The sequence below is a fragment of the Sphingobacterium puteale genome, assembly GCF_003627955.1.
GTDB classification, from domain to species: domain Bacteria; phylum Bacteroidota; class Bacteroidia; order Sphingobacteriales; family Sphingobacteriaceae; genus Sphingobacterium; species Sphingobacterium puteale.
This window is the reverse complement of record NZ_RBWS01000001.1, coordinates 409,944-434,983: the sequence shown is the minus strand read 5'-3', so window position 1 is coordinate 434,983 and position 25,040 is coordinate 409,944. Positions and strand designations below refer to the sequence as shown.

The 25,040-nt window shown below is 42.1% G+C and carries 19 protein-coding genes; 10 read left to right on the top strand and 9 right to left on the bottom strand.

Going from position 1 to position 25,040, the window contains the following annotated elements:
* Nucleotides 1-121: 121 nt before the first annotated feature.
* Complete coding sequence (gene uvrA / locus D7322_RS01550; RefSeq protein WP_121120703.1) at nucleotides 122-2,965, bottom strand: excinuclease ABC subunit UvrA; 2,844 nt, start codon at nucleotides 2,963-2,965, stop codon at nucleotides 122-124.
* Between the two features lie 334 nt (nucleotides 2,966-3,299).
* Here uvrA and D7322_RS01545 point away from each other — a divergent pair, with 334 nt between their 5' ends.
* Nucleotides 3,300-4,355, top strand: coding sequence for a DUF2157 domain-containing protein (locus D7322_RS01545; protein ID WP_121120702.1), 1,056 nt, complete (start codon nucleotides 3,300-3,302; stop codon nucleotides 4,353-4,355).
* 79 nt (nucleotides 4,356-4,434) lie between these two features.
* On the opposite strand, the gene D7322_RS01540 is transcribed toward D7322_RS01545, so the two are convergent.
* Together D7322_RS01540 and D7322_RS01535 are read right to left on the bottom strand one after the other, a co-directional pair.
* Nucleotides 4,435-5,112 (bottom strand): response regulator transcription factor, encoded by a 678-nt coding sequence (locus D7322_RS01540; protein ID WP_121120701.1) that lies wholly within the window; start codon nucleotides 5,110-5,112, stop codon nucleotides 4,435-4,437.
* A gap of 148 nt (nucleotides 5,113-5,260) precedes the next feature.
* Nucleotides 5,261-6,580 carry a sensor histidine kinase gene (locus D7322_RS01535; RefSeq protein WP_121120700.1) on the bottom strand — a complete coding sequence of 440 codons (1,320 nt, stop codon included), beginning with the start codon at nucleotides 6,578-6,580 and terminating at the stop codon, nucleotides 5,261-5,263.
* Between the two features lie 113 nt (nucleotides 6,581-6,693).
* Between D7322_RS01535 and D7322_RS01530 the strand changes: the two genes are divergently transcribed.
* Nucleotides 6,694-9,066, top strand: coding sequence for an outer membrane beta-barrel family protein (locus tag D7322_RS01530; RefSeq protein WP_121120699.1), 2,373 nt, complete (start codon nucleotides 6,694-6,696; stop codon nucleotides 9,064-9,066).
* A 77-nt stretch (nucleotides 9,067-9,143) separates the two neighbouring features.
* On the opposite strand, the gene D7322_RS01525 is transcribed toward D7322_RS01530, so the two are convergent.
* From D7322_RS01525 to D7322_RS01515, 3 genes are all read right to left on the bottom strand, one after another.
* Nucleotides 9,144-9,560: an OsmC family protein gene (locus tag D7322_RS01525; protein WP_121120698.1), complete on the bottom strand. Its 417-nt coding sequence runs from the start codon at nucleotides 9,558-9,560 to the stop codon at nucleotides 9,144-9,146.
* Between the two features lie 256 nt (nucleotides 9,561-9,816).
* Nucleotides 9,817-11,160: an SGNH/GDSL hydrolase family protein gene (locus D7322_RS01520; RefSeq protein ID WP_121120697.1), complete on the bottom strand. Its 1,344-nt coding sequence runs from the start codon at nucleotides 11,158-11,160 to the stop codon at nucleotides 9,817-9,819.
* Between the two features lie 6 nt (nucleotides 11,161-11,166).
* A complete protein-coding gene (locus D7322_RS01515; protein ID WP_121120696.1) occupies nucleotides 11,167-12,387 on the bottom strand; it encodes an OmpP1/FadL family transporter in 1,221 nt (406 codons plus the stop codon).
* A gap of 146 nt (nucleotides 12,388-12,533) precedes the next feature.
* Here D7322_RS01515 and tpx point away from each other — a divergent pair, with 146 nt between their 5' ends.
* On the top strand, nucleotides 12,534-13,034 hold the full coding sequence (gene tpx / locus D7322_RS01510; RefSeq protein WP_108634842.1) for a thiol peroxidase: 501 nt from the start codon (nucleotides 12,534-12,536) through the stop codon (nucleotides 13,032-13,034).
* Between the two features lie 93 nt (nucleotides 13,035-13,127).
* Here tpx and D7322_RS01505 read toward each other — a convergent pair whose 3' ends face one another.
* Nucleotides 13,128-14,300 carry a trans-sulfuration enzyme family protein gene (locus tag D7322_RS01505; RefSeq protein WP_108634843.1) on the bottom strand — a complete coding sequence of 391 codons (1,173 nt, stop codon included), beginning with the start codon at nucleotides 14,298-14,300 and terminating at the stop codon, nucleotides 13,128-13,130.
* A gap of 64 nt (nucleotides 14,301-14,364) precedes the next feature.
* On the opposite strand from D7322_RS01505, the gene D7322_RS01500 reads away from it, so the two are divergent.
* Entirely contained in the window at nucleotides 14,365-15,099 is a 735-nt protein-coding gene (locus D7322_RS01500; RefSeq protein WP_147430277.1) for a hypothetical protein, read from the top strand.
* A gap of 159 nt (nucleotides 15,100-15,258) precedes the next feature.
* On the opposite strand, the gene D7322_RS01495 is transcribed toward D7322_RS01500, so the two are convergent.
* On the bottom strand, nucleotides 15,259-15,747 hold the full coding sequence (locus D7322_RS01495) for an META domain-containing protein (RefSeq protein WP_121120694.1): 489 nt from the start codon (nucleotides 15,745-15,747) through the stop codon (nucleotides 15,259-15,261).
* A gap of 415 nt (nucleotides 15,748-16,162) precedes the next feature.
* On the opposite strand from D7322_RS01495, the gene D7322_RS01490 reads away from it, so the two are divergent.
* Both D7322_RS01490 and D7322_RS01485 read left to right on the top strand, forming a co-directional pair.
* Complete coding sequence (locus D7322_RS01490) at nucleotides 16,163-18,046, top strand: alpha-L-fucosidase (RefSeq protein ID WP_121120693.1); 1,884 nt, start codon at nucleotides 16,163-16,165, stop codon at nucleotides 18,044-18,046.
* The gene (locus D7322_RS01485; protein ID WP_121120692.1) at nucleotides 18,036-20,375 is read left to right on the top strand and encodes a glycoside hydrolase family 95 protein; all 2,340 of its coding nucleotides are present in this window, start codon (nucleotides 18,036-18,038) and stop codon (nucleotides 20,373-20,375) included. Before D7322_RS01490 ends, D7322_RS01485 begins: the two co-directional genes overlap by 11 nt.
* Here D7322_RS01485 and D7322_RS28280 read toward each other — a convergent pair whose 3' ends face one another.
* Complete coding sequence (locus D7322_RS28280) at nucleotides 20,376-20,585, bottom strand: hypothetical protein (RefSeq protein ID WP_147430276.1); 210 nt, start codon at nucleotides 20,583-20,585, stop codon at nucleotides 20,376-20,378.
* A 100-nt stretch (nucleotides 20,586-20,685) separates the two neighbouring features.
* On the opposite strand from D7322_RS28280, the gene D7322_RS01475 reads away from it, so the two are divergent.
* The 4 genes from D7322_RS01475 (at nucleotide 20,686) to D7322_RS01465 (ending at nucleotide 24,937) form a co-directional block, all read left to right on the top strand.
* Entirely contained in the window at nucleotides 20,686-21,546 is an 861-nt protein-coding gene (locus D7322_RS01475; RefSeq protein ID WP_121120690.1) for a helix-turn-helix domain-containing protein, read from the top strand.
* Between the two features lie 161 nt (nucleotides 21,547-21,707).
* Nucleotides 21,708-22,601 (top strand): M64 family metallopeptidase, encoded by an 894-nt coding sequence (locus D7322_RS28865; RefSeq protein ID WP_245971223.1) that lies wholly within the window; start codon nucleotides 21,708-21,710, stop codon nucleotides 22,599-22,601.
* A complete protein-coding gene (locus tag D7322_RS28860) occupies nucleotides 22,559-23,416 on the top strand; it encodes an immunoglobulin domain-containing protein (protein ID WP_245971222.1) in 858 nt (285 codons plus the stop codon). Before D7322_RS28865 ends, D7322_RS28860 begins: the two co-directional genes overlap by 43 nt.
* Before the next feature lie 75 nt (nucleotides 23,417-23,491).
* Nucleotides 23,492-24,937, top strand: a complete 1,446-nt coding sequence (locus D7322_RS01465; protein ID WP_121120689.1) for a hypothetical protein — start codon at nucleotides 23,492-23,494, stop codon at nucleotides 24,935-24,937.
* The last annotated feature ends 103 nt before the right edge of the window (nucleotides 24,938-25,040 follow it).

Here is a 25,040-nt window from a genome sequence, read left to right as displayed (position 1 = left end):
AAGAAAGGCCCGATCAGGTGTTATTTAAAATCTGCGCTAGGAGGTCATCCTGAAGCAGAGCATAGGCCGGACCGGATAAATGCATAAGAGCAAAAAAATACACAGCCTCAATAATGAATGCCTATTGCATCTCTAATTTTAAGAAACGTGCGGTTTCGCTTTTCTTGTTTTTAATTAAATTTTCCGGGGTTCCCTCAAATAATACCTGACCGCCCTCTTTTCCGCCTTCAGGACCGATATCAATCACCCAGTCAGCCGACTTCACAACATCCAGGTTGTGTTCGATAATCAACACGGTATTTCCCCGGTCTACCAATCGGTTGATTACGCCCATAAGCACGTTAACGTCCTCAAAATGAAGTCCTGTGGTGGGCTCGTCAAGAATGTAAAATGTATTTCCCGTATCTTTCTTGGAGAGTTCAGTAGCAAGTTTCACCCGTTGAGCCTCTCCGCCGGACAAGGTTGTAGACGATTGACCTAAGGTAATATAACCTAAACCTACATCTTGTAATGTTTTGATTTTTCTGTAAATACTCGGTACGTTTTCAAAAAAATCGACCGCATCATTGATGCTCATGTCCAGTACATCTGAAATAGATTTACCCTTGTAGCGTACTTCCAAAGTTTCTCGGTTATAACGCTTTCCGTGGCATGTTTCACAAGGAACCTGTACATCGGGCAGGAAGTTCATTTCAATTACTTTTAAGCCTGCACCCTGACAGGTTTCACAACGTCCACCTTTGACATTGAACGAAAACCGACCTGGTTTATAGCCCCTGATTTTTGCTTCGGGGAGCTGTACGAACAAGGTTCGTATATCGGAGAATACACCCGTATACGTCGAAGGGTTGGAACGTGGTGTACGGCCTATAGGACTTTGATCAATTTCAATAACTTTATCAATATGTTCCAGGCCTTCAATCTTTTTGAATGGAAGCGGGGTTGCTTTGGCCCGGAAGAAATGTTTATTCAGGATCGGGTAGAGCGTACCAGTGATTAAGCTGGATTTACCAGACCCCGAAACACCCGATACAACAATCAATTTGCCAAGCGGAAACGCTACGGTCAAGTTCTTGAGATTATGCCCTGTAGCGCCATGAAGCGTCAGTGTTTTGTGATTGCCTTCACGACGTTTTTCGGGAATTTTAACTTCTTTTTTCCCATTGAGATAAGCCGCGGTCAATGAGTCTGATTTTAAAATCTCCTTGGGCTGGCCCTCCGCAACAACAGTGCCGCCATGGACGCCGGCAGCAGGGCCCATGTCAATCACATAGTCGGCATGAAGGATCATGTCCTTATCATGCTCAACCACTAAAACCGAATTGCCAATATCACGCAAGTTTTTAAGCGCGTTGATAAGACGTTCATTGTCCCGCTGGTGTAGTCCGATACTTGGTTCATCCAAAATATAAAGCACATTGACCAGCTGTGAGCCGATCTGGGTCGCTAAACGGATCCGTTGTGCTTCGCCGCCTGATAATGTTTTGGCCGTACGATCCAGTGTCAGATAGTTTAAGCCTACATCCAATAGAAAGCCCAGACGAGCCCTTATTTCTTTAAGTATTTCGGTCGCAATGACCAGCTGGCGTTCGTCCAGTTTGCTTTCCACCTGATCGAACCATTCTTTTAATGCAGAAATATCGAGGGTTGATAATTCATGGATATTCTTGTCTGCGATCTTAAAGTGTAGCGATTCTCTCTTTAACCGCGCTCCTTCACAGGTTGGGCAGGTAACTTTGGTTCTGAAATCATCCAACGAAGGGGCTTCATCCGAAGACTTTCCTGAAAATTCTTCCAGCATTTTGAAGATCCCCTCAAATTCCACACGATATTCACGGGCGCCGTAGCTTCCGTAGGATACGGTGACGATGATCGGTTCTTCTTTATTGCCAAACAAAAGCTGGTCGATCTGCTCATCATTAAGTTTCTCTAAGGGAGTTGTGACGGCAAAATCCAATTTTTTGGCTACGGCTTTAAGCACTTCAAACGTCCAGTTCTCCCGGGTGGGCCCCAACGGCGCCAGGCCTCCTTTTTGGATGCTGAGCTTCTTGTCGGGAATGACCGCATTTTTATCAATTTCAAAAATATAGCCCAACCCATCACATGTCGGACAGGCACCATAGGGCGAGTTAAAAGAGAATGTGTTTGGCTGCGGTTCATCATAAGAGATACCGGATTCAGCATCCATCAGGTAACGGCTATAAAATTGCTCCTGATTGTCTTTTGTAGATACTTTGATAATGCCTTTTGCCGTTTTCATGGCTTGCATCACCGAGGTCTGCAGGCGCTTCTTATCTTCACGTTCTATTTTCAGACGGTCAACGACAATTTCAATATCGTGAATCTTATAGCGGTCTACCTGCATTTTGGGGACCAAATCCAATATTTCGCCATCCACACGTACCTTGACATAGCCCTGCTTGCGAATTTGTTCAAAAAGCTCACGGTAATGACCTTTACGTCCCTTCACGACAGGAGCGAGGATATTGAGTGCTTGGCCTTCAAACTCATCCAAAATACGTTCGATCACCTGATCGTCAGACATACGCTCCATCTTTTTGCCAGTGACATAGGAGAATGCTTCCCCGGCACGGGCAAACAAAAGGCGCATAAAATCGTATACCTCTGTAATTGTTCCGACAGTAGACCTGGGATTTTTGCTCGTTGTTTTTTGTTCAATGGAAATCACAGGACTCAAACCCGATATCTTATCGACATCGGGACGTTCCATACCGCCCAGAAACTGCCGGCTATAGGCACTAAAAGTTTCCATGTACCGACGTTGGCCCTCCGCATAGATGGTATCAAAAGCCAAGGAAGATTTACCACTACCGCTTAAGCCGGTGATAACGACCAATTCATTTCTCGGAAAGGAAACATCTATATTTTTTAGATTGTGCGCACGCGCTCCAAATACTTGAACTTCATTCTGTTCGCCCAGATCTGGGCTTCTTTTTACTGCCATGAAAACTCCTTAAAACCCGTGTAAAGGGATAAAATGCAAAACATGCAAAATTACAGATTTTAAAGGAATTATACGAGCATATCTGACTTTTGGAATAAAATGTGATATAGATGTGATTTGGATATCCTGCGACAACCCGAGGCATCTAAGAAAGTTACGAAGGTAATTGTTATCTTGTGGCCGGCTAAGGTGGCTATAACAACTTGTAAGCCGTAAGTTTGTACAGGAACAAAAAAATAAAAATAAAACAAGGAGATACTTCGGTAAGTCGAAAATTTGCCGGATTAAATTATTTGTTACTTATTCTTTGTTCTACAATATCAATACAATAACAATGCGAAAATACGACGTCAGCAAACAGGAAAAGCAATCCATCGAAGATATTGTCCAATTTTGGAAGAAGGAAAATTTATTGGATGAACAAAAGGCCAATGAACTGATGGATAGCCTCGACGTCAAAAGTTTCGATTGGGGACAATTGGCCCGTTACGCCTTTTGGATTGCACTGGCCTCCCTGGTATTTGCTGTTTTTTCGTTGTTTACAGATGCTTCTTTCCTTGCTTTCGTCGATACCCTTTACGAAGCACCCAATATTTTATTCTGCTTCTTTTTTGCGGCGGTTGCTGTCCTGTTTTACACGCTCGGCTTTCGCTACAAAAAACGTTATCCCTACAAGAACCTGTCCACGGAGACCATGATGCTGATCGGCGTGTTCGGAACGGCAGCCTGCATTGGTTTTATGGGGAAGGTATTGGATAAGGATACCATGCATTATTCGCTCTTGTTTTTATTGTCCGTCGCGATCTACGGAATTCTCGCCGTAAAGCTCGATAGCAAGCTGATCTGGACGTTTATGTTATTGGCACTCGGTGTTTGGTTTGCTACTGAGACAGCTTACCATAGCAACTGGGGTTTTAAATTCTGGGGAATGAATTATCCCCTACGTTTTACGATTTTCGGCACTATAATCACGGCGGCAGCTGTTTGGTTACAGCCACGGTTTGAACGTTTGTGGATATTTCAACCAGTTAGTTATATCATTGGGTTGATTTACCTCATGGTTTCTTTGTGGACACTGTCTATTTTTGGCAACTATTCGGATTTTTATGAATGGACTACCGTACGCCAGTATCACATGTTTTATTGGGGTATGCTGTCCACTGCTGTATCGGCATTTCTTGTGATTTATGGATTAAAGGCAAAAGATAATGTCACCCGTGAGGTGGGCTTTGTCTTTTTGGTGTTGAATATCTACACCCGCTATGTGGAATATCTGTGGGATAATATCAATAGAGCCGTGTTTTTCTTGATCCTTGCAGTTTCTTTCTGGTTTGTCGGCCGTTGGGCAGAGAAACTATGGAACAGACGAAAGGAAGAGTTCAGAGGGTAATACTATTGAATGCATCGACGGAGCGCATCGAACAACTAAAATGCGCTATGCAGTGCAGGGGGTGATCGTCTTTGAGGCATCAAAAATGAATGGTAAATCCTACGCCCCGATTCGAACTGATGCGGAGATTGGGATCATGGCTCAGGTATTTTCGTATACGGGTGATAAAAACGTCCATGCTTCTGCCCGTAAAGAAATCAGCGCTCCCCCATACCTTTTCAAGGATATCTTCCCGTGTCACGAGCTGACCATTGTGCTGACAAAGAAATAAAAGTAATTGGGCTTCACGCTCAGTGAGCCGATATTGCTCCATAGCATGACTTAGCAACAGTTGATCGGGAAAAAATAGGTATGAACCAATTGGAAATGAACCCGCGGACACATTTTTTTGATTGCGTTTTAGTATATTCTGTATACGAAGTAACAATTCTTCGGGATCACAGGGTTTGGTAATATAATCGTCGGCACCGATTTTTAAACCGGTCAACTTATCGATCTTCTGCTCTTTGGCCGTTAAAAAGATAAAAGGAAGTGACGGAAAAAGTGTATTGATTTGTTTTGCCAGTGTAAAGCCACTCACCTGGGGAAGCATCACATCCAGAATAATTAAATCATACCTCACAAGCTGCTGAAAGTCTGCTTTGAGTTCATTTGGCTGTGAAATCCATTCCACCTGAAAGTCTGAAAGCTCCAGATATTGTCTGAGCATAAATCCAAAATCCGGATCATCTTCTACCAACAATAGTTTATTCTTCATTTCTTTGTTTCATCTAACGGATATCTGGTCCTTATTCCCTGATCCATTATAAAGTTAATAATACGATTTTTATTCAAGTGCTGCTTTGCGGCACTTCGTGTGGTAACCTCTGCCGCCGCTTGGCAATATTGGACAACGAACTGATAAATTAGCGGGGCAATTGCACCACAAAAGTTGTACCTTGCTGCAATTTACTCATCACGCTAATCTCTCCCGCATATTTTTTGACGATATTCCTAACCAAAAATAGTCCAATCCCTAATCCCTTTGTATCATGAATATTGTCTTTCTGGATACGGTAAAACTTTTCGAAAATATAGGGTAACTCGCTTTCTTCCATGCCTTGTCCGTTGTCTTTGACCTGAATGGATAGATAGTTCTTTTGTTCCTCAAAACGGATATTTAGTTGTGTGGCACCATATTTAACCGCATTATTCATCAAGTTTGAAAATAATGTCGCTGTATCTATTGGGTTAAGGCAAATTGGCAAGTTGGGACTTGGTTCCACAATGAGTTTGACAGTTGGATTACACAGCTGAAAATCACTAAAAATTGCCTGGAGTTCTTTCGCTGTTGTTGGGGCTAAACTCGTCGCGGTTTGATGTTCATTCAGCGGATCCAGTGTCTGTTCCAAGCGGCTTACCTGGCGTTCAATTACCGCTATGATATGATCATCCGGAGATTTTCGGAGTGTTTTGGCCGCAATTTTAAGAGTAGCGATAGGCGTTTTTAGCTCGTGCGAGATATTGTCCACTACATTGTGCAATACAGCGATCTGTTTATCCTGTTTCCTGAGGTTGTTAATTGTCCGGTAAAATAACCAGATACAAGCCGCTAGGATCAATATGGTGCTTAACAGCAGTGAGGTTAGCTCCTTAAATAGAATCCAGTTGAGATTGACCACCTCAAAAGAAGTCTTGCGCGGAACAGAAAAAACATATAGAATCTCTTTGCTTTGGATACTATCCTGAATCTTGTTCGTTTCAGTTTTTTCCGTAAGCCATTTACTGCTGGATAATTCTGTAGGGTTGTGAAAAGTGCCCTTTGTGGTATAAACAGTGATGGGCCCACGAACCAGTGGGGTTGTTGCATTTTTATAATAAATGCCTAATATTTCCTGCCTGAGGATGACATACATGCCCAGTGGCCGGAATATGCTGTCAACATATTTTGTTAACGCTGGGGATGTTTTCTGCGCGTGTGTTTTATATAAATTCTTTAGACCATCTGCTGTGATCTCCTTTTTAACCAGTTTAATGTAATAGTCACGGGCGATATCCTTGCTTAATAGGTTGTTGTCAAAAATAGAATCGGAGTCTTCTAGTTTGTCCAGGTTCTTTTTGACATCAGCGAATACTTCACGTTGTTTGAGTCGGTAGGTATTGTACAATTGATAACCTTGTATGCCAATGAGGATGGCAAAAAATAGGATGAAAAGGATAATGTAATTTTTAGGTTTCAATTCCATATACAAATATAACCTCTCCTAGCGAAGATCATAAACCTTAACGCAGCATTAACTCTTCATTAACCATGTTTAGCTGTATTAATGGACAATTTTGGAACATTAGATACCGAAATATGAAATGCTTATTATTTTTGCTTGCAGCACCATTGTTTGTGACGGCACAGACGAAACAGGTCGGAGGACAGATCCGGGATGGTAATAATGAGGTGCTGGCTGATGCATCCATTGTTTTGTTGGACAGTACCTATCAACAGATCAGCGAAACGAAAACAGATCGTGCCGGGAAATTTGAAGTGTCATTGCTGCAGCATAGCAAATACTATCTGAAAGCCTCGCATTTAAACTTCGGATTCCTTGAAATATTTTTTTACAGCGACACCATAAAAAGTCCCCTGATGTTGACACTCTTGCCAAAGGCGAAAGAACTTGCGGAAGTGAATGTGGTGGGGCGGCAACCGCGATTGATCCGTAAATTGGACCGCCTGGAATTTAATGTTCAAAATAGTAATCTCTCCGCACTCAACACCTGGGATATTCTCAAACGGACTCCCCTGGTAATGGCCAGCGGTTCGGACCTCATGGTGCGGGGAAGTAAAAAGATCATGCTGCTTATTAATGACCGTAAGGTAATGCTGAGTGGTGATGAACTGAAAACTTATTTGGAAAACACAGCCGGTAATGATGTACAATCCATTGAGGTGATTACCAATCCACCGGCAAAATATGAAGCGGAGGGAAGCACGGTCATTAACATCAAGCTGTCCAAATCTACATTATATGGTTATCGGGGTACCCTGTTGGCCCTGGCCGAAAGGAGTACAACCTGGAAACAGTTGTTTGGACTCACACAGTATTATAGAAACGAAAAGTTCAATCTACGGGGGACATACAATTTTGGGCGCGGTACCTATGCCCGTTATGAAACAAACTATGTGTATTATCCCAAGGAACAGACCTCTTGGGAAGGCACAATGGACCGTTTCGATACCAATAATAGCCAAAATAGCTATGTGCTTTCGATGGACTATACGCCAGACTCGACATGGTCCGTCAATGCAGGCTTAAACGGTTACTATGGACCGAAATCCTATGGTATTTATGAAGTGCCTACGGTGATCTATAACAAAGACCGGGTGCAGGAGTCCAGTTATTTTACAACAAACGACCACGAACGTTCCAATAAGACCAATAACTTCTATTTACAGGTGACGAAGAAACTCAGCCCCAAATGGAGCATCAATTGGTCTTCTTACTTTACGTCAAGCCATGCCAGCAATGATCAAGATGTATTGACGGCATTGGATTTTAAAGGCGAACAGCCGTCGAGCACACGTTTTATCAGTGATAATGATAGCAAAAATCGTCTTTTTTCCTCGCAGCTGGACGTTACGGGAAAGATAAAGGGGCTGGAAGTAGAATTTGGGGGAAAATTTAGTGCCGTTAAGACCACAAGCGACCTGCTGTTTTCAGATGATGAATCCGGTACACTACAGCACCGACCGGACAAGAGCAGTCTGTTTGATTATAAAGAACGCAATGTGGCCTTGTACACATCGTTTAGCTATGGGTGGAAGAAATGGAGCTGGAAAGCAGGATTAAGAGGGGAGTATACCAATTTGGAAGGTATTGTCTCAGAGCCTAAGGATATCAACAAGAAGGATTATTTTGTGCTATTCCCTACGTTCTATATGCAATATGCATTGGCAGACCAACAGCAATTTGGGTTTTCCTACGGTAAGCGCATCAGCCGTCCCACTTACTCATGGCTCAATCCGGCGAAATCTTATTATAACCTGTTCTCCTATTTTCAGGGCGACCCGCGTTTAAGGGCTACCATTGTACATAACCTCAACCTCACCTGGACAAAGAATAGCTGGAATGTAGATCTATTTTACCGGTTTGAGAAATGGCCTAATATGGAAATCGCCTTGCAGGATAATGTCAATCATCAGCTGATCTTTCAATATACCAATATTAAGAAAGGGCAGGGAGCGGGGATAGATCTGGGCAAGAGTGTTCAGCTGACCTCCCGCTGGGGATTAAATCTTCAGCTGGAAGGAATGTACAATGAGAATTATTTTATGGGATCTGATGCCGTGCTTCACAAGAATGACGTTTACATCGGCAATGGGAATATAAGTTCAAGCTATGTGCTGGACAAAAATGCCGGCTGGAATGTAGAACTCGGAAACAGCTTTACTTCGCCGACTATTCAGGGGCCATTTCGGATTACAGGCTATTCCAGTACTTACTTGACGACTAACCGTAAATTTTTTAATAAGAAGCTGGAAGTGAATCTGGCGTTTATGGATATTTTCAGAACTGAAAAAATGAGAATCTCGTCAAAGTATGCCGATCAGGACAATTATTTTGACGATTACCAAGATACAAGAAAGGTCAATGTAACGCTGCGGTATCACTTCGGAAACCAAAAAATCAAGAGCAGTAATCAGCCGACCAAGACTGAAGAGCAAAAAAGACTTTAGCCCACAAAAAATGCCTACGCTTAAACCCATAGATGGAATTAAAATCTGTAGATGTAAGCGTAGGCATTATAAAAGTATTAGTTTATTTTTAGCGAATAAGTGATATTGATACCACCTGCTGCAAGCATGTCATGTACCGAACAATATTTTTTCACGGCCAATTCAGCGGCTTTTGCGGCTTTCACTTCATCAATATCCCCCTTTAGGAAAAAGTTGATGTGGATATCGGTGAATATCTGCGGGATTTCTTCGCGACGTTTTCCTTCTACTTCCACTTGGATATCGTCAATTTGCTGGCGTTGTTTGACCAATATACTGTGTAGATCAAAAACGCTACAAGAACCCAATGCCATCAAGACTAATTCCATGGGGCGGACACCTTTGCCTTCGCCGCCGATGGCTTCAGAACCATCGATATTCACTTTGACAGTAGATAATTCACTGCTGGCTTCGAAATGCACAGCTTGATTGACACGGTTTAATTTGACTTTCATAAGAATAATTATTTACGCGTATTGTATTTGTTTTTGCATCTCTATTGCCATAAGTACTGGTTTTCATTGTGTTGTCTTCTTATACAGATTTGTCTGACCCAGCTTTTGAAGCGAATGAATGTTAAACAAACATAAAACTTTTTGAAGTCGATGAATGACTTCGTATAACAAAAATACGCATTGTTTTACAAAAAAAGGTCATCTGAATGTTCAATTCAAATGACCTTTTTTAGATCCTTTTGGCTAATTTATAGCACTAAGGTAAGGCAACACCGCCATACTGGCTGACATTTACTTTTCCTAATTTAGTGCTATATTTCGCATTGATGGCATCAACAAAAACATTAGCCATAATGGCATAACCCATAGGCGTTAAGTGGACCCCATCCAAAGAGAATATATTACCGGTGATATATTTATTGCTAATGGCTATACCATTAATCTGATAGCCCGATTTTACTTTGTTCAAGAAACTGTAGATATCCGCCACAGCAAGCTTTTTACTGTCTGCAACCTGTTTGATTGTTGTGTTTAGCGCAACAATACGATCTTGGACCATTTTTGCCTCAGATTCATCCAGGACAAAATTGTCACCAACAGGATTTTGTATAAATAAACCATAAGGGTACGGATTTACAATACCTGTTGCTGGGTCTTTGAGGTCTTGTCGGCCCAATAAACCTGCCGATGAAAACGGTAAGATAAACATGTCTTTATCGGTTGCTGCCCTTGTAACTGTCTTTGTTTTGATATAAATATCACTAAAAGGATCTTTCCCCTGTTCCTTTAAGGCAGCGTTCACCCCCGCCAGTAACGCTTGACGTGTTACTGTCGTGAAATAAGGCACTGCCGTCACGTCCGGAATGGTAGCGACAACCCCTTTCTGTTCTTTGCTTGTCAATTTGGTTATGAATTCGGTATAAAGCCCTGCAAATGTTTGCTCGGAAATCAGGGTATTTGTGGCGTCGGTCGTCACAGCACCATTTGTGGCATAGCCCAGCACGTCGTTATTTCCTAATGAGAAGGAAAAGAACGTATGGTCTTTGGTCGTTGCAAAATCCACATACTTTTTGGTTCCCGTTTCATTGTCCGGTAGCAAACGCTCAAAATAGGGATTTAATGCACCCATACCCTGAACAAATGCTAGATCCAATCGCATGCCCGGGACACCTAGATTATTAATGGGGCCGGTGTATTTGATGTAAAGTGGTTTTTTGTCTTCGGTCTGACCACGGATGGCAAGATGGTCAGTTACGGTGCCTAATTCAGGTTGACCATTGACCAGTGCTTTTAAATATAAAAACCCGCTGCCATTATAGTTTTCCGCAGGAAAATAAGGCTGTAGAAACTCTCCTCCGCCTACTTTTTTCATCTCTTGCGCGAGCATATTTGGGAAAGATTGTTCCTGCCCCTTCAGACTAAGGCCACTGTTGGCGTAACCAGCAGTCAGGGAGTTACCGACAGCAATATATTTGCTGAAATCCACATTTTCAGGATTTCCACCTTTGGTATCTAGGTCGATAGATGGCTTACAGGACGCAGCCAATGCCAGCGCCACAAAACCAATATAAAGCTTAATATTTTTTTGAAATCTTTTCATAATATATTACCATTTATAGGTGAATGAAATTGAAGGGGCGTGAATGTTTGTCTTGTAAGCGCCCTCGATTTGTGTGACGGGGCTTGTGACAGTGCGCTCTTTCAATTTTTGTAAAACATAAGCTGCGTGAAGACTGAATTTGTCGTTGATGGCGTAAGACAAGCCCAGCGCACCCATGAGCCGGTCGTTGTCCGGAGTCTCTGCATAAACATAGTCTTTGCCAACCGGTGTTTTTACATAACCCACTCCGGCACGTACAGCCAACTTTTCGTTTGCTTTATAATTCACCCCAACTTTCCCTGAAAATGCATTTTTATAATTTTTTATCTGTTCAGTATCCTGCAGCAGCGGGGTATTGTCTGCATAATCAAAGACCAGTTTTTTATAAATGTTGTATTGAATAAAAGTTCCGTCGGCAACAATATCTACCTTGTCACTCACCGGAACGGAGAGGCCGAGGTTAAGTGATGCCGGTAAAGGAAGTTCTGCGCTGAATTTGGTATCGGAAAACGAGGCTGCAACAGCATCAGGCACCGTAAATTCGGCATCACCCTTTTTCAGCTTTGTAACGACTTTTGAACGGTAAGATAAAGAGATCGCGACGTTGTTGTCAAAGTTGTAATGCGCACCGACGTTGTAACCTATACCCGTACCCGTACCCGTTAATTTGGCATGTGCAGAGGATCCGTCAGGTAAAAACAGAGGTAGCGACCGTGCAAGATCGACCATGCCAATGTTGTAAACAAAACCAGCACCTACGCTGAAGTTATCCGTAAGTTTATAACTGATGGTAGGCTGGATATAAATCGCGCGCAATTTTAGGTGGTTGAGCTCGTATTTTCCAGGCCAACTGTCTCCCCAGTCCACTGCTCCGCCGTAAGGTGTATATACACCAAGACCAGCCTTCCAACGGGCGTTGTCTGGCCCAAATGTAGCAAAAACAGAAAAAGGAGGAGTCACTTGCGAGCGCGTGTTATACACTTGATTGCTTCCTGATTCTTTGAAGGCTGATCGATACATTACTGCGGATATGCCTGCAGAAACTGCATTGTGGTCCATTTTTGCCAGACCTCCCGGATTGTAGAATATACTTGTTTCGTCTGTGAAAAGCGCAGATCCGGCACCAGCCATGCCTAATGCCCGTACGCCCTGTGTATTCACTTGAGACCCTTGTGCAAAGAGCAGTGATGGTGATGCACAAAGTATTGAGAATAATAATTTCTTCATACTAGTGTTTATTGTTGGTTAACGTTCCTCTTTAAAATACAATGCTAACATAGTAAATGTTTGGCTAATATTAATAAATGTTGTGTAATATTTTTTTTGCTCGTACCTTTAAGTGCAAGGAAACTAAAATTAAACAATCATATTTTATGGCTACAATCACTTTTAAGGGCAATCCAGTGAATACTAAAGGCAACTTACCACAAGTTGGTGAGCAGGCGCCTGATTTTAAATTAACTGCAGGCGATCTTTCCGATAAATCTTTAGCAGACTTTAAGGGGAAAAAAATTGTGTTAAATATTTTTCCAAGTGTGGACACCGGGACCTGTGCGGCTTCTGTACGTGCATTTAATAAAGAAGCATCGCAATTGGACAATACGGTTGTACTATGTATCTCGAAAGATCTACCCTTTGCACAGGGGCGTTTTTGTGCCGCTGAGGGCTTGAACAATGTGGTGACATTATCCGAATATAAAGATTCGAATTTCTCTGATGCCTATCAATTGGCAATTGCTGATGGACCTTTAGCAGGTCTATTGAGCCGTGTCGTGATTACCTTGGACGAGAATGGAAAAGTATTGTATGAAGAACAGGTAGCGGAAATCGCTGACGAACCGAACTATGCGGCTGCTATTGCTTCATTGAACTAAATAGGAGAATATTGGATATGAGGAATGAGTCTCATATCTTGATACCAAAAACCAAATAAGCAAAAAAAGCGTGCTTCAGCACGCTTTTTTTGCTTATTTGGTTTTCTCTAAAGCCTGTAAGATATCATTGATAATATCTTCCTGATCCTCCAAGCCAACAGATAAACGGATGCTGCCCGGTTGTATGCCCAGGTTTAAACGCTCGTCTTCTGATAATTTGGAATGCGTCGTAGACGCTGGGTGCGTAGCGATTGATCGCGAGTCGCCTAAGTTGGATGTATATAATATCATTTCCAGCTGGTCAACAAAAGCTTTCGCACGCTCAAAACCACCTTTGACAACCAGGGTAACTATGCCGCCACCGGCTTTCATCTGCTTTTTGGCAAGTTCATATTGTGGATGGCTTGGCAAGAAAGGATATTTTACATCTTCAATCTCGGGATGATTTTCCAATGCTTGCGCCAGTGCAAGTGCATTTGAGCAATGACGGTCCATGCGGATACCCAAGGTATCCAAACTTTTGGAAATAATCCATGCATTAAATGGTGACAATGCTGGGCCGGTGTGACGGATAAAAAACATCAATTTATCGATCAATTCCTGTTTCCCAACCACGATACCCCCTAAAACACGACCCTGTCCGTCCATATATTTGGTGGCCGAATGGATCACCAAATCAAAACCATATTGAATCGGTTTTTGAAGATATGGTGTCGCAAAACAGTTGTCGATCGAAAGAATGATATTCGGATATTTTTCTTTGAATTTGCCCAACCATTCCAAATCTACTAATTCAAGTCCTGGATTAGATGGCGATTCCAGAAATATAATCTTCGTATTAGGCTGTATGGCCTTCTCCCACTCCTCCGGATTAGCCGCATCTACGTAAGTTGTGGTAACACCCCAACGTGGAAAAAGCTCTGTAAACAACTGATGGGTAGATCCGAATATTGCTCGTGAAGAAACGATATGGTCGCCACTTTCAATAATTGCAGCAAAGGAAGCAAATACTGCAGCCATACCCGATGCAAAGGATAAACCTGCTTCAGCACCTTCCATAATACAGACCTTGTTGATAAATTCGGAAGTATTGGGGTTGGCATAGCGGGAATAAATCATTGCATCTTCTTCTCCAGCAAAGACCGCCCGACCTTGTTCAGCGCTGTCGAAGATAAAACTTGATGTGAGGTATAAAGGAGTCGAATGTTCGCGAAGTGCTGAACGATCGACCTGTTCACGTATGATTTTAGATTGATCTTTTTTCATGATGTGTAAAGTTACGAGATGAAATTTTTAAATTCGTATAATTCGCAATGAAATGCCCTATTTTATGAAAAAAATATATTTGTTTTATTTCCTTGGAATCTTCCTTTTTGTTTCCTGTTCAAAAGATGAAGAAATGAATTTAGGCCAAGGGATTAAGGAAATTCCGATTTATTATTTGGAGTTACCTATAATTCCTACCCCTACAGTAAACGAAATAAAGTTGAGTTATAAGGGGCGACAACTGACCAGCATTATTGGTGGGTTTGCATTTATGCCTAGCGCTGGTGTACCCAGAACAGTTTTTACAGATAATGTTTATTGGGATGTTGTTGTAAAAGGAAATCGAGTGACGCTAGAAAAGAAGAGTTTTGATAAGGCGATCACCTTTTCAAATAGACAAGAACTGCACTATCAGGGAAATAAAATCGTTGAACGAAAAATTTTCGAAAATACCAATACGCCCATAATCCACAAGTATGAATATAATGATGATTTATTGAAAGAAGAGCAAATGTTTAGGGACAGTCAATTCTTATCCAGCAGAACATTTTATTATAATACAGCAGGAAATCTTGATAGTTTGGTTGTAAGTCATGGTTTTTACACACATAAGTCTGTTGAGATATTTAGTGACTATGATCAAAAGCCGAATAGAATAAAAGGGCTCATGGTGTTGGAAGAACTTTTACCAAGAGCCCTTTCTAAAAATAATTACCTAAAAAAGTCGGTCATATCTATTGCTGAATCTGGCGAGCGGGTGCTAAGACAAGAACGGACATGGGAACCACAGCTTTTTTAATAATCTCGCATCGTGTTTCACTGGGGAAGACTACCCAAAAAGTAAAATCAGTTGTAGATTGGATCGTTAAAGAAGAAATTATAAGCGGTATAGGTAACATTAACGGAAAAAGGGATGATCATTAGACATCCCTTTTCTCACTTTTCAATGGATAAAATCTTATTTTTTTACAAATTGCATCACGACAATATCGCCTGAGATAAATGTCAATTCATTATCTCTGACATCGAAGTTTGTCGTAGATTTTAAGCCATTCATAAATTCATTGTAAGCCGCATTTTCACAGTGCATCATCGTAGAGATCAATTTATCCCCGATTTTAATGGAATTGCCTTTCTCACTTTCATAAGTACCACCGATGCCGTTGCATCCGTTGTTACCTTCTACTTTGTGGTCTTTGGTTGTGAATGTCAATGAGGGAACTTTGTCTTTGAAGAGGTCTTTGAGTCCTTTTCCTGCTGTTTCGGGTGTCGTAAGTGACTTAAGCTCCCAAGTTCCCTCCAGCGATGCATTATCGACCACGCTTGGTTTTTGAACCGTGGTCGCGGTGTCGCTGGTTCCTGTCACTTCAGATTTTTTTCCTGTTGTGTTGCATGCAACAGTTGAAAACGCCAATGCAACTGTTAAAATCATTAAATTTACTTTCATAATTATTTTTAATACTATATAAACATTCCTTGTATGCCCCAGATCGTGTAATTATCATGCCAATCTTGCCCAAATGACATGCAGCCACCTGCTGTAATACAGCTAACTTCTTTATCCTCTATAAATAACAGATCGGTATTTTTTGTTTTCACCTCAACGCTGAAATAAGTTCAGTTTGATGGATCATACTAAAAAAAAGCACAACGATAATACTGTGAGATATTATTTTACTCTTTTAAGGAAATGTTTTATATCAATCGATTGATATGATTCAATAAGGGCAATTTTTTGCCCAGCATGCTTTTGGGCTGTTTTTTCGCCCGCTTTGAGTACGCAAATGTTACACGGATAATTTTATGAAACTTCTTATATTAGGACTTTACAACCTAATTTTCGAGTACTTATAATAAAGAATATGTTCACAATCTTATTATCCTCCATCTTACTTTCCGGCGGTCATGTCGCAAAACCGGATACCTTAAAGCCTTATGGGGCTTTACCGACCGAACGTCAATTAAAATGGCAGGAGATGGAAACCTACTGCTTGATCCATTATACCCCGACAACTTTTCAAAATAAAGAATGGGGCTATGGTGATGCACAGCCGGCTTTATTTAATCCTTCGGCATTTAATGCAAATCAGATTGCCAAAGCTGCAGCAGATGGTGGTTTTAAAGGTTTGATCAGCGTCGCAAAACACCATGACGGATTTTGTTTATGGCCCACAAAAACGACCTCCTATAGTATTGCCTCCTCACCATGGAAAAATGGGAAGGGCGATATGGTCAAAGATTTTATGGAAGCGACACATCGCAATGGGATGAAATTCGGCGTGTACCTGTCCGCGTGGGACCGTCATGATGAACATTATGGTACACCAGCTTATGCAGATGCCTACAGGCAGCAGCTGACCGAATTGATGAGCAATTACGGTCCTTTGTTTACTTCTTGGCATGACGGTGCAAATGGCGGCGATGGTTACTACGGTGGACATGAAGGGAAACGGATCATTGACCGCACAACGTATTATGAATGGCATGAAAAGACTTGGCCAATTGTGCGCAAGCTTCAGCCTAATGCGGTGATATTCTCCGATATCGGTCCTGATATGCGTTGGGTAGGTAATGAACATGGCTTTGCCGCCGAAACTTCGTGGGCGACGTTTACTCCCATAGGACTCAATGGAAAGGTCGCGGTACCCGGTGCGACCGAATCGCATAATGCGGAATCGGGTGACCGGAATGGAAAATATTGGATCCCTGCAGAATGTGATGTGCCCCAACGGCCGGGCTGGTTCTACCATCAAGAGCAGAATAGCCGTGTGAAGACACCTGATCAGCTGTTTGAAATTTACCTTAAATCCGTTGGTCGAGGGGCCTGCATGAATCTTGGACTTGCGCCAATGCCTTCAGGTACACTTCATGAAAATGACGTGAAATCCCTACAGGCTTTTGGTAAAAAGATCAAAGAAACTTTCCGTACAAATCTGGCAAAAGGTGCAACCATTACAGCTTCAAATACCCGTAATGGTGAGTCCAAAACATATGCGACATCGTTGATTACCGATAATGACCGCTATAGCTATTGGGCAACAGACGATGCGAAAACATCGGCTACACTTGAAATCAAACTAAAGTCTGCTGCGACATTTGATCTTATTCAATTGCGTGAAAACATCAAATTGGGGCAACGGATCGACAGTGTTGTTATCGAGCAGTGGGCTGATAATACCTGGAAACCATTGGGCAGAGCGACCAGTATCGGTGCGAACCGCCTGATAAAACTTGAGCAGCCAACCACAGCGACACGCCTACGCTTACATATTTATGCTCCGGTAGCAATTACCTTGAGCGATTTCGGACTATTTAAGGAATATAATGAACCATTCGCTTTTGATACAAAAGAGCTTAAAAAACAAATGGACTTTAAATTGCAGGTAGGGACGGCGACCGATAAGGCCTATATTACCGACGGCAACCCAAATACCTTTGCAACGGTAGGGAATCAAGGTGTCCTGATCATTGAAACGAATGATGCTACCTCGGGTATCGGTTTCCTTCCACGTCAGGATAAAAAGAATGGCGGTATTCCGACAAAGTATGTCATATCTACCAGTACGGATGGCAAAAAGTGGACAAGCCTTAAGGAAGGCGAATTCTCCAATATCAAAGCAAATCCAATTTTGCAACAGGTGTTTTTTGAAACAAACAACAATACCAAGTTTATCAAATTTGAACCAAAGCAATTTATTGAAGGTAATGAGCTGACAATTGCGGAGCTTGAACTATATGCGAAATAGAATTTTAATGCTTCTCGTGGTCTGCGTCTCGCAGACCACGCTTTTGTTTGCACAGCAAAATCCACTCGGTCTTTGGTATAATAAACCGGCCAAAATATGGGAAGAGACCCTGGCCCTGGGCAATGGGTTGATCGGGATGATGCCTGATGGTAATCCAACGAAGGAAAAAATTGTACTGAATGAGATCAGTATGTGGTCCGGGAGTCCAGAGGATCCCAATAACTACGACGCATATAAAAATGTTAGTGCCATACAGGCTTTATTGAAAGAAGGTAAAAATGACGAAGCCGAAAAATTGGTTAATGAAACCTTTGTTACCAATGGGAAAGGTTCAGGCTTGGGAAATGGCGCTAATGTTCCTTATGGTTGTTATCAGTTATTCGGAGATCTACTTTTGCAATATCAACTGCCATCTTCTTCTATTGAAGACTATACAAGATCATTGGATCTGGCCACGGCGACAGCACAGACTACTTTTCGTATTGGAAAGACAAAAATTCAACGTACCTACTACACCTCCTTTGACAAGAATGTCGGTGTGATTCAATTGAATCAGAACAGCAATTCAAGACAGACGGTCGGTATTTCTTTCCAGCGGAAGGAAAATATAGACCGTTACACCCTGTTGGACGATGGGATTTTGGTTGAAGGGTCGCTGCCGGATGGAAAAGGGGACAAAAACCTCAAATTTTCCGGCCTGCTGAAAGTGCAGGGTAAAAATCTGAAAGTCAGTAAAAGAGATCAGGCCCTGGAAGTTTCTGCGGAGGGTAATCTCTCTATTTATTTCACGGCAAGTACCTCTTATTATGGGCAAGATCCAAACGTTACCGTGCGGACGACTCTTGCTGCCTTGCAGTTATCCAATGTGGATAAAATGTACAGTAATCATGTGAATGCGTACCAAAAGATTTTTAACAGGGTTGAACTTAACCTCTTTGGGAATAAATCAAATACGCGTGTTCCGACCAATGAACGAATCGCAAATTTTTATAAAGATCCAACGCAGGATCCGGATTTGGCGGCCATTTATTATCAGTATGGCCGTTATTTGAATATTTCGAGTTCGGCACCGAAAATTTCAAACGCCCTTCCGCCAAATTTGCAAGGGTTATGGGCTCATCAGATCCAGACGCCCTGGAATGGTGATTATCATCTGAATATCAATGCGCAGATGAATCACTGGGGTGTGGAGGTGAACAATCTCAGTGAATACCATCAGCCTTTTATTGAGTTGATCAAGCGGATAGCGAAAACAGGTGAGCAAACGGCGAAAGCTTATTATAATGCCCCCGGATGGGTCGTGTATATGATGACCAATGTTTGGGGCTATTCTGCTCCGGGCGAACAGGCTTCCTGGGGAGCTAGTACAGCCTCAGGCTGGTTATGCAACCACCTCTGGGAGCACTATCTTTTTACCGGCGACCAAAGATATCTGAAAGAGATCTACCCGATACTCAAAGGGGCAGCACAATTTTATGACCATACCTTGGTCCAGGATCCAAAAACAGGTTGGTGGGTGACTTCACCATCCGTGTCACCGGAAAATGCGTTTCGGTTGCCCAACGGGAAGGTAGCTGCGGTAGTGATGGGACCGACGATCGACAATCAGATTGTACGCGAACTGTATCAGGCAGTGATCCAGGCAGATTCTATTCTATCGATCAAAGATAGCTTTGCCGCCAGTTTGAAGGAAAAATTAAAAGAGATTCCCCCGCCAGTAGTGGTCGGTCAATCTGGGCGTGTGATGGAATGGCTCGAAGACTATCTGGAGATTGAGCCCAAACACCGTCATGTGTCGCATCTCTATGGCCTGTATCCTGCGGCATTTATTTCTCCTCAAACGACCCCGGCCTGGGCTGAAGCTGCACGCAAGACGCTGGCGGTAAGGGGAGATGAAGGGACAGGGTGGTCCCGAGCCTGGAAAATCTTGTTCTGGGCAAGATTACAAGATGGCGATCATGCCCTGGAAATTCTTCGTCAGTTGCTCAAACCTGCTTTTGCCAATGAAACAACATATCAGAGTGTCGGAGCGGGAACCTATCCTAACTTATTCTGTGCCCACCCGCCATTTCAGATTGATGGCAATTTTGGTGGTGCTGCCGGTATCGCAGAGATGCTGATGCAAAGCCACAATGGCTACATTCACCTGCTACCAGCCCTGCCTAAAGCCTGGTCTAAGGGACAGATCAAAGGACTGAAGGCCAGAGGAAATTACACGGTTGATATGAGCTGGGAAAATGGAAAAATTATCGCGCTTAGAATAAAAGGAAAAAAAGGAAATGTTCGCATATTTGAAAATGGAGTCTATAAGGACTATCAGGTTCGTTAACTATCTTTGTTTTCTACTTATTGTTCCGGGAGCAGCTGCTTGTTCCAGGAACGCAAACAAGCCAAAAAAGAAGCGCTGTTGAAACCATTCGCTTATAAAATCACTGCACAGATAAAGGCCGCCAAAGGAAGGCCGGTGGCTGTTGATCAATCCACAGTCCTTCAAAATTTTGTCGCTCACTGGCGAAGTCCCCACTTTATAGCAGTTCATTGGTCAGGTCTAGGAGTTTTTTGGATAAAAATTAACAATTATTGTCTTAAAAAATGGTATATTTGAATTAACTGTTTAATATTTGTTATTTCAATAGACGATGAAAGTTGTTCAATTTACGGTTCCGGTGGTTTATCAAGGATCTATTTGTGTGCAGGAAGATATCTTGCCCTCCTTCTATAGTAATTACCATCGGCATAAAGAAATCCAATTGACCTATATCTTAAAAGGGCGGGGGACCTTTATGATCGGCAACTTTACACACAGTTTTGAAGAGGATGAAATCTATATCGTTGATGCAGATGAGCCGCATATGTTTAAAACCGGAGAGGATGTCAAGGATGGTATTCATGCCATACATATTTTCTTCGATTATGAACATTTTAAATCTTTTCTGGATTTCCCTGAATTTGATGATGTCAAATATTTTTTGGAACATATCAATGTCAGTAAGAAATTGGATGCCGAACATGCTGTCGCATTAAAAGATAAATTTGTCCAGATCAATACAAGTGCCGGAATAGATCGCTTGTTATCCTTTGTCAAGCTGATTAATTTTTTGAGCAAAAAGGTCGATCAATGGACCTCGTTATATACAGGTATCCCCCAAAGGAAATTTTCTGATGCCGAAGGTTTGCGGATCAATGAGATATTTCAATACACCTTTCAGCATTTTGGCGATAAAATCTCCCTTGAAGATATTGCCGCAGTCGCGCACATGACACCACATGCATTCTGTAAGTACTTTAAAAAACATACCCGAAAGACTTACGTCACTTTTCTGAATGAGATCCGGATTGAACGAGCCTGTAAGATGCTGATTGACGAATCATCTGAAAGCGTTTCCAATATTGCATTTAAAACAGGCTTCAACAACGTGGTCAATTTTAACAGGGTGTTTAAAAAGATTACAAAACTTTCACCTAGTGAATATGTTCATGAACATCGTATGCGCGATTAGACGCCGTGGCTGTTAAATCTGAATGTATTTTAAGTAGAATGGGCAGAAAATTGCTGGTGAAACTCTGGGCAGTGGACAATATCGGAGAAGCACTCGGCAATAAAATTTAAAAATTAAGGGAGTGAAAACGCTAATTTTGAAGTCTAACGATTGTTACTCCGATGAATAAAAAATTAATTTTTATCCTGCTTGCGTTATTAGGCTATCTGATCCCGGCAACAGCCCAATCTCAAAATTTCAAGATTGACACCTTACAATATCAAGGAACAGCAAACAATATCGTGAACCTGGTTATTTTGGGCGACGGCTACACAAAAGATCAGCTAGAGGATTACGCGGCAGATTCCAAACAGTTCACAAACTATTTCTTCTCAATAGAGCCTTTTAAACAATACAGCAGTTTCTTTAATGTGTTTGCTATTCGGACGATATCCGAGGAATCCGGCGCCACCCATGACTGTAAAGCGAGTGACTGCGTACAGGGAGATACCGATCTCGGTAAATTTCCAAAACGCTATAATAAATTCACCAGAGATCATGCGGTACCGATTACGCATCCCAAAACAATTTTCGGCAGCAGCTTTGACAACGGCGGATTGCACCGTCTCGTGGTACCTCAAAAGAATGACCGTATTGAAGAAGTATTAAAAACACATATCCCAAACTTTACACAGGTGGTCATATTGGTCAACTCGCCATTTTATGGCGGATCGGGCGGAAAGTGGGCAACTTCAACGGTCAATTTCAAAAGTAATGATATTGCAGTCCATGAGATCGGACACTCCTTCGCCCAGCTGGCTGATGAGTATTGGGCAGGCAACCAATACGCCATCGAATCTGTCAATCGTTCCCAAACGGCTGATGTAAATGCTGTTCCCTGGAAATATTGGCTTGGAAAAGACGGCGTAGGTATCTATTCTTATGGCGGGAAAGGAGCTCCGTCAACTTGGTTCAGACCGCATGAATACTGCAAAATGCAATACCTTGTGGTCCCGTTTGTCAAGAACAGTTCGTGGCTTCAATCAAGCGAAAATCGAGTCCCTTTATTGCTGTAAAACCAATATTAAATAATGTGCTGACCTTAGATAGTGTGCAGAAATTTACTTTGCGCTTAGCTAAACCTTCACCAAATACATTTAAGCTGATATGGTCTCTAAATAATGAAGCCATTGCCCAAAATATAGATTCGATCTACCTGGATCCCGGAATGCTGCATAGCGGCGCAAATGAGCTGAAAGTAATTATTCAGGATACGACAGATCTGCTTCGGAACCCGAGCTATCTAAACTATAAAGATTCTATTGTATGGAAACTTAATCAGCTTCAATCCAATGCACTTGCCAAACCCATCAATCGCTGGACAGATACATTGGAAACCTGTTTTGGGGGCGATCAGGTACTTACAGTCAAAAAGCCCATCGCAGGACTTGAATATTGCTGGTATGAGACAGCGACCGGTACACCTATCGGGACCGGAACAAATGTCTTCATCCGAAATCTTTCGCAATCAAAAAAATATCATGTTGTCGCACATTGGAAAGACAAAGCCTCACAACCATCGGAAATCCTACTGAAAACACTGGCCAAAGTAGAAAGACCCAAGGACGTCCGTATCAGGATTGACAAAAAGAAAAATAAGGTGCAGTTGACCGTACAGGAAAAACCGGATACACGTTATAACTATATCTGGTTGAATGCAGATGGTAGCCCGATTTACGAATGGGATGCGTTCAATGGAGAATATGTGCGCCCAACGGGTGCAAATAATAAACTTGTTCTCGATCGCTCCGCGACTGTCCGAAAAGTTTTTGTCCAAAAAGTAGATAAGGTGACGACCTGCAAGAGTGATCGAACGGAAGTAATTTTTTAGTTACAATGATGATGACTAATGATTTATAAGTTAATTTTAATCTGCCGGTTAGTTAACTTATAAATCATTCATATTATGAAAACGAAAACCCAGTCTACATGGGGAATTTTTTCGTGCCTATTCATCGTGATTCTAGCCGTAACATCCTCCTGTAAGAAAAATGCAAAACTTCCTCCTGAAGAAAGCAATGAAAAAACACACGCAGTAACATTCAAAATCAAAGATTTTGAAACGATTGTAAGCCCCTTGAAAGCGCATTCGCCCAGGTCCAAAAGTGCGTTGGCCACCGGAAGTGTCACAGAAAATCAACTCCTCTACCATTGGAATTTTGATAATGGTAACGCTGACCCAACTATAGCGCTTGAGGATGCAGTCGCCATCGATTACAATAATGGTAAAACCGACTATAGCTATGTCGCCGGTTGGCCAACGTCCGGAAAAGGCATTAGCTTCAAAGGAGCCAGGGAGATTCTGATCAAGATACCGGCGTCGGGAATTGCTACTTTGGCAAATCTGACTTTTGATGCCAATAGTTCGGGCACTGGGCCCCGAGCTTTAGTGTTGAGCTATTCGACCAATCAAGGTGTTACATTTACCAACTTAGCCGATACCATTCATTACCCGTCAGATCTTGCTATTTCAGGTAAGCTAGCAGTGGAGCAATCGCTCCATTCGGTTACGCTAACTGCAGCTAAGGAATGCTGGTTAAAATTAACGCTATTTGCGGGAAATAGAAACGGCGGAAGTAACTACAACGAAAGTACGGGGACTTTTAAAATGGACAATGTCAAAATTATGGGAACGACCGATCAATCTGTTTTGCCTGATAAATTGTACTACCACATCTTTGACGCCAATACCAAACTGCTGGTGAAGACGGGGACACTCAATGCAAAAGAAAAGTTTAATGTCGCTTTGTCCAAAGGAACTTATTACCTGAGCCTGCTATCCAAAAATTCAGGTACACCGCTAATGATTCCGGCTTCGGTGACAGACCTGAGGAGTCTTTCGGTTTCAAATACTTTCAGTGAGCAGTCAGCTGTAGTATTTGCGGTACGGGATACTTTTGACGTGACGGAATCCCTTGAAAGGGTATTGACTATGGGCCGGATCTATAGTGAAGTTAAATTTGAATGTACGGATACCGAGGGTTTGGATCTTGTTGACAGTATTCAAATTAAACAACAGCATAATGCTTTCCTATATTATCCTTTCGCAACGGTGGTGGATGAAAAATCAGATAATACCACGTTGAGCGTCATACCTAATTTTGCTAATAATTCAAAAACCTTTGTATTTAATCAGTTCATGGGCGATGTCCCGGAAAATAAGATGGTTAAGTACGAGCTGCGTATTTTCAGAAAGGGGGAACTTGCGCGTACATTTGCGCTGAGCAGTGAGATTCGGAATAACGTACAGCTTCTATTCAAAGGAAAACTGCTCGATGGAATAAGTGAAAATCCGGGTTTTCAGGTGATTAAAAATGAAAAGTGGCGTGATAATGTCGTGGTAGAATACTGACCTTAAAAAATCAAACCAATAGGCCAATTTGAATAGATATAAAAAATAGGTGTGTCCGATCTTTTTGGATACACCTATTTTTTGTTGTTTCCCAATGTTGTCT

Excerpts from the sequence above, each read along its gene's own strand:
- D7322_RS01540 (WP_121120701.1), bottom strand. The coding sequence starts at position 5,112 with ATGAAGAATAAACTATTGTTGGTAGAAGATGATCCGGATTTTGGATTT.
- D7322_RS01525 (WP_121120698.1), bottom strand. The coding sequence starts at position 9,560 with ATGAAAGTCAAATTAAACCGTGTCAATCAAGCTGTGCATTTCGAAGCC.
- D7322_RS01500 (WP_147430277.1), top strand. The coding sequence starts at position 14,365 with ATGAAAAAAATATATTTGTTTTATTTCCTTGGAATCTTCCTTTTTGTT.
- D7322_RS01520 (WP_121120697.1), bottom strand. The coding sequence starts at position 11,160 with ATGAAAAGATTTCAAAAAAATATTAAGCTTTATATTGGTTTTGTGGCG.
- D7322_RS28280 (WP_147430276.1), bottom strand. The coding sequence starts at position 20,585 with ATGAACTGCTATAAAGTGGGGACTTCGCCAGTGAGCGACAAAATTTTG.
- D7322_RS01535 (WP_121120700.1), bottom strand. The coding sequence starts at position 6,580 with ATGGAATTGAAACCTAAAAATTACATTATCCTTTTCATCCTATTTTTT.
- D7322_RS01465 (WP_121120689.1), top strand. The coding sequence starts at position 23,492 with ATGAAAACGAAAACCCAGTCTACATGGGGAATTTTTTCGTGCCTATTC.
- uvrA (WP_121120703.1), bottom strand. The coding sequence starts at position 2,965 with ATGGCAGTAAAAAGAAGCCCAGATCTGGGCGAACAGAATGAAGTTCAA.
- D7322_RS01475 (WP_121120690.1), top strand. The coding sequence starts at position 20,686 with ATGAAAGTTGTTCAATTTACGGTTCCGGTGGTTTATCAAGGATCTATT.
- D7322_RS01545 (WP_121120702.1), top strand. The coding sequence starts at position 3,300 with ATGCGAAAATACGACGTCAGCAAACAGGAAAAGCAATCCATCGAAGAT.
- D7322_RS01495 (WP_121120694.1), bottom strand. The coding sequence starts at position 15,747 with ATGAAAGTAAATTTAATGATTTTAACAGTTGCATTGGCGTTTTCAACT.
- D7322_RS01530 (WP_121120699.1), top strand. The coding sequence starts at position 6,694 with ATGAAATGCTTATTATTTTTGCTTGCAGCACCATTGTTTGTGACGGCA.
- tpx (WP_108634842.1), top strand. The coding sequence starts at position 12,534 with ATGGCTACAATCACTTTTAAGGGCAATCCAGTGAATACTAAAGGCAAC.
- D7322_RS01490 (WP_121120693.1), top strand. The coding sequence starts at position 16,163 with ATGTTCACAATCTTATTATCCTCCATCTTACTTTCCGGCGGTCATGTC.
- D7322_RS01515 (WP_121120696.1), bottom strand. The coding sequence starts at position 12,387 with ATGAAGAAATTATTATTCTCAATACTTTGTGCATCACCATCACTGCTC.
- D7322_RS01505 (WP_108634843.1), bottom strand. The coding sequence starts at position 14,300 with ATGAAAAAAGATCAATCTAAAATCATACGTGAACAGGTCGATCGTTCA.
- D7322_RS28865 (WP_245971223.1), top strand. The coding sequence starts at position 21,708 with ATGAATAAAAAATTAATTTTTATCCTGCTTGCGTTATTAGGCTATCTG.
- D7322_RS01485 (WP_121120692.1), top strand. The coding sequence starts at position 18,036 with ATGCGAAATAGAATTTTAATGCTTCTCGTGGTCTGCGTCTCGCAGACC.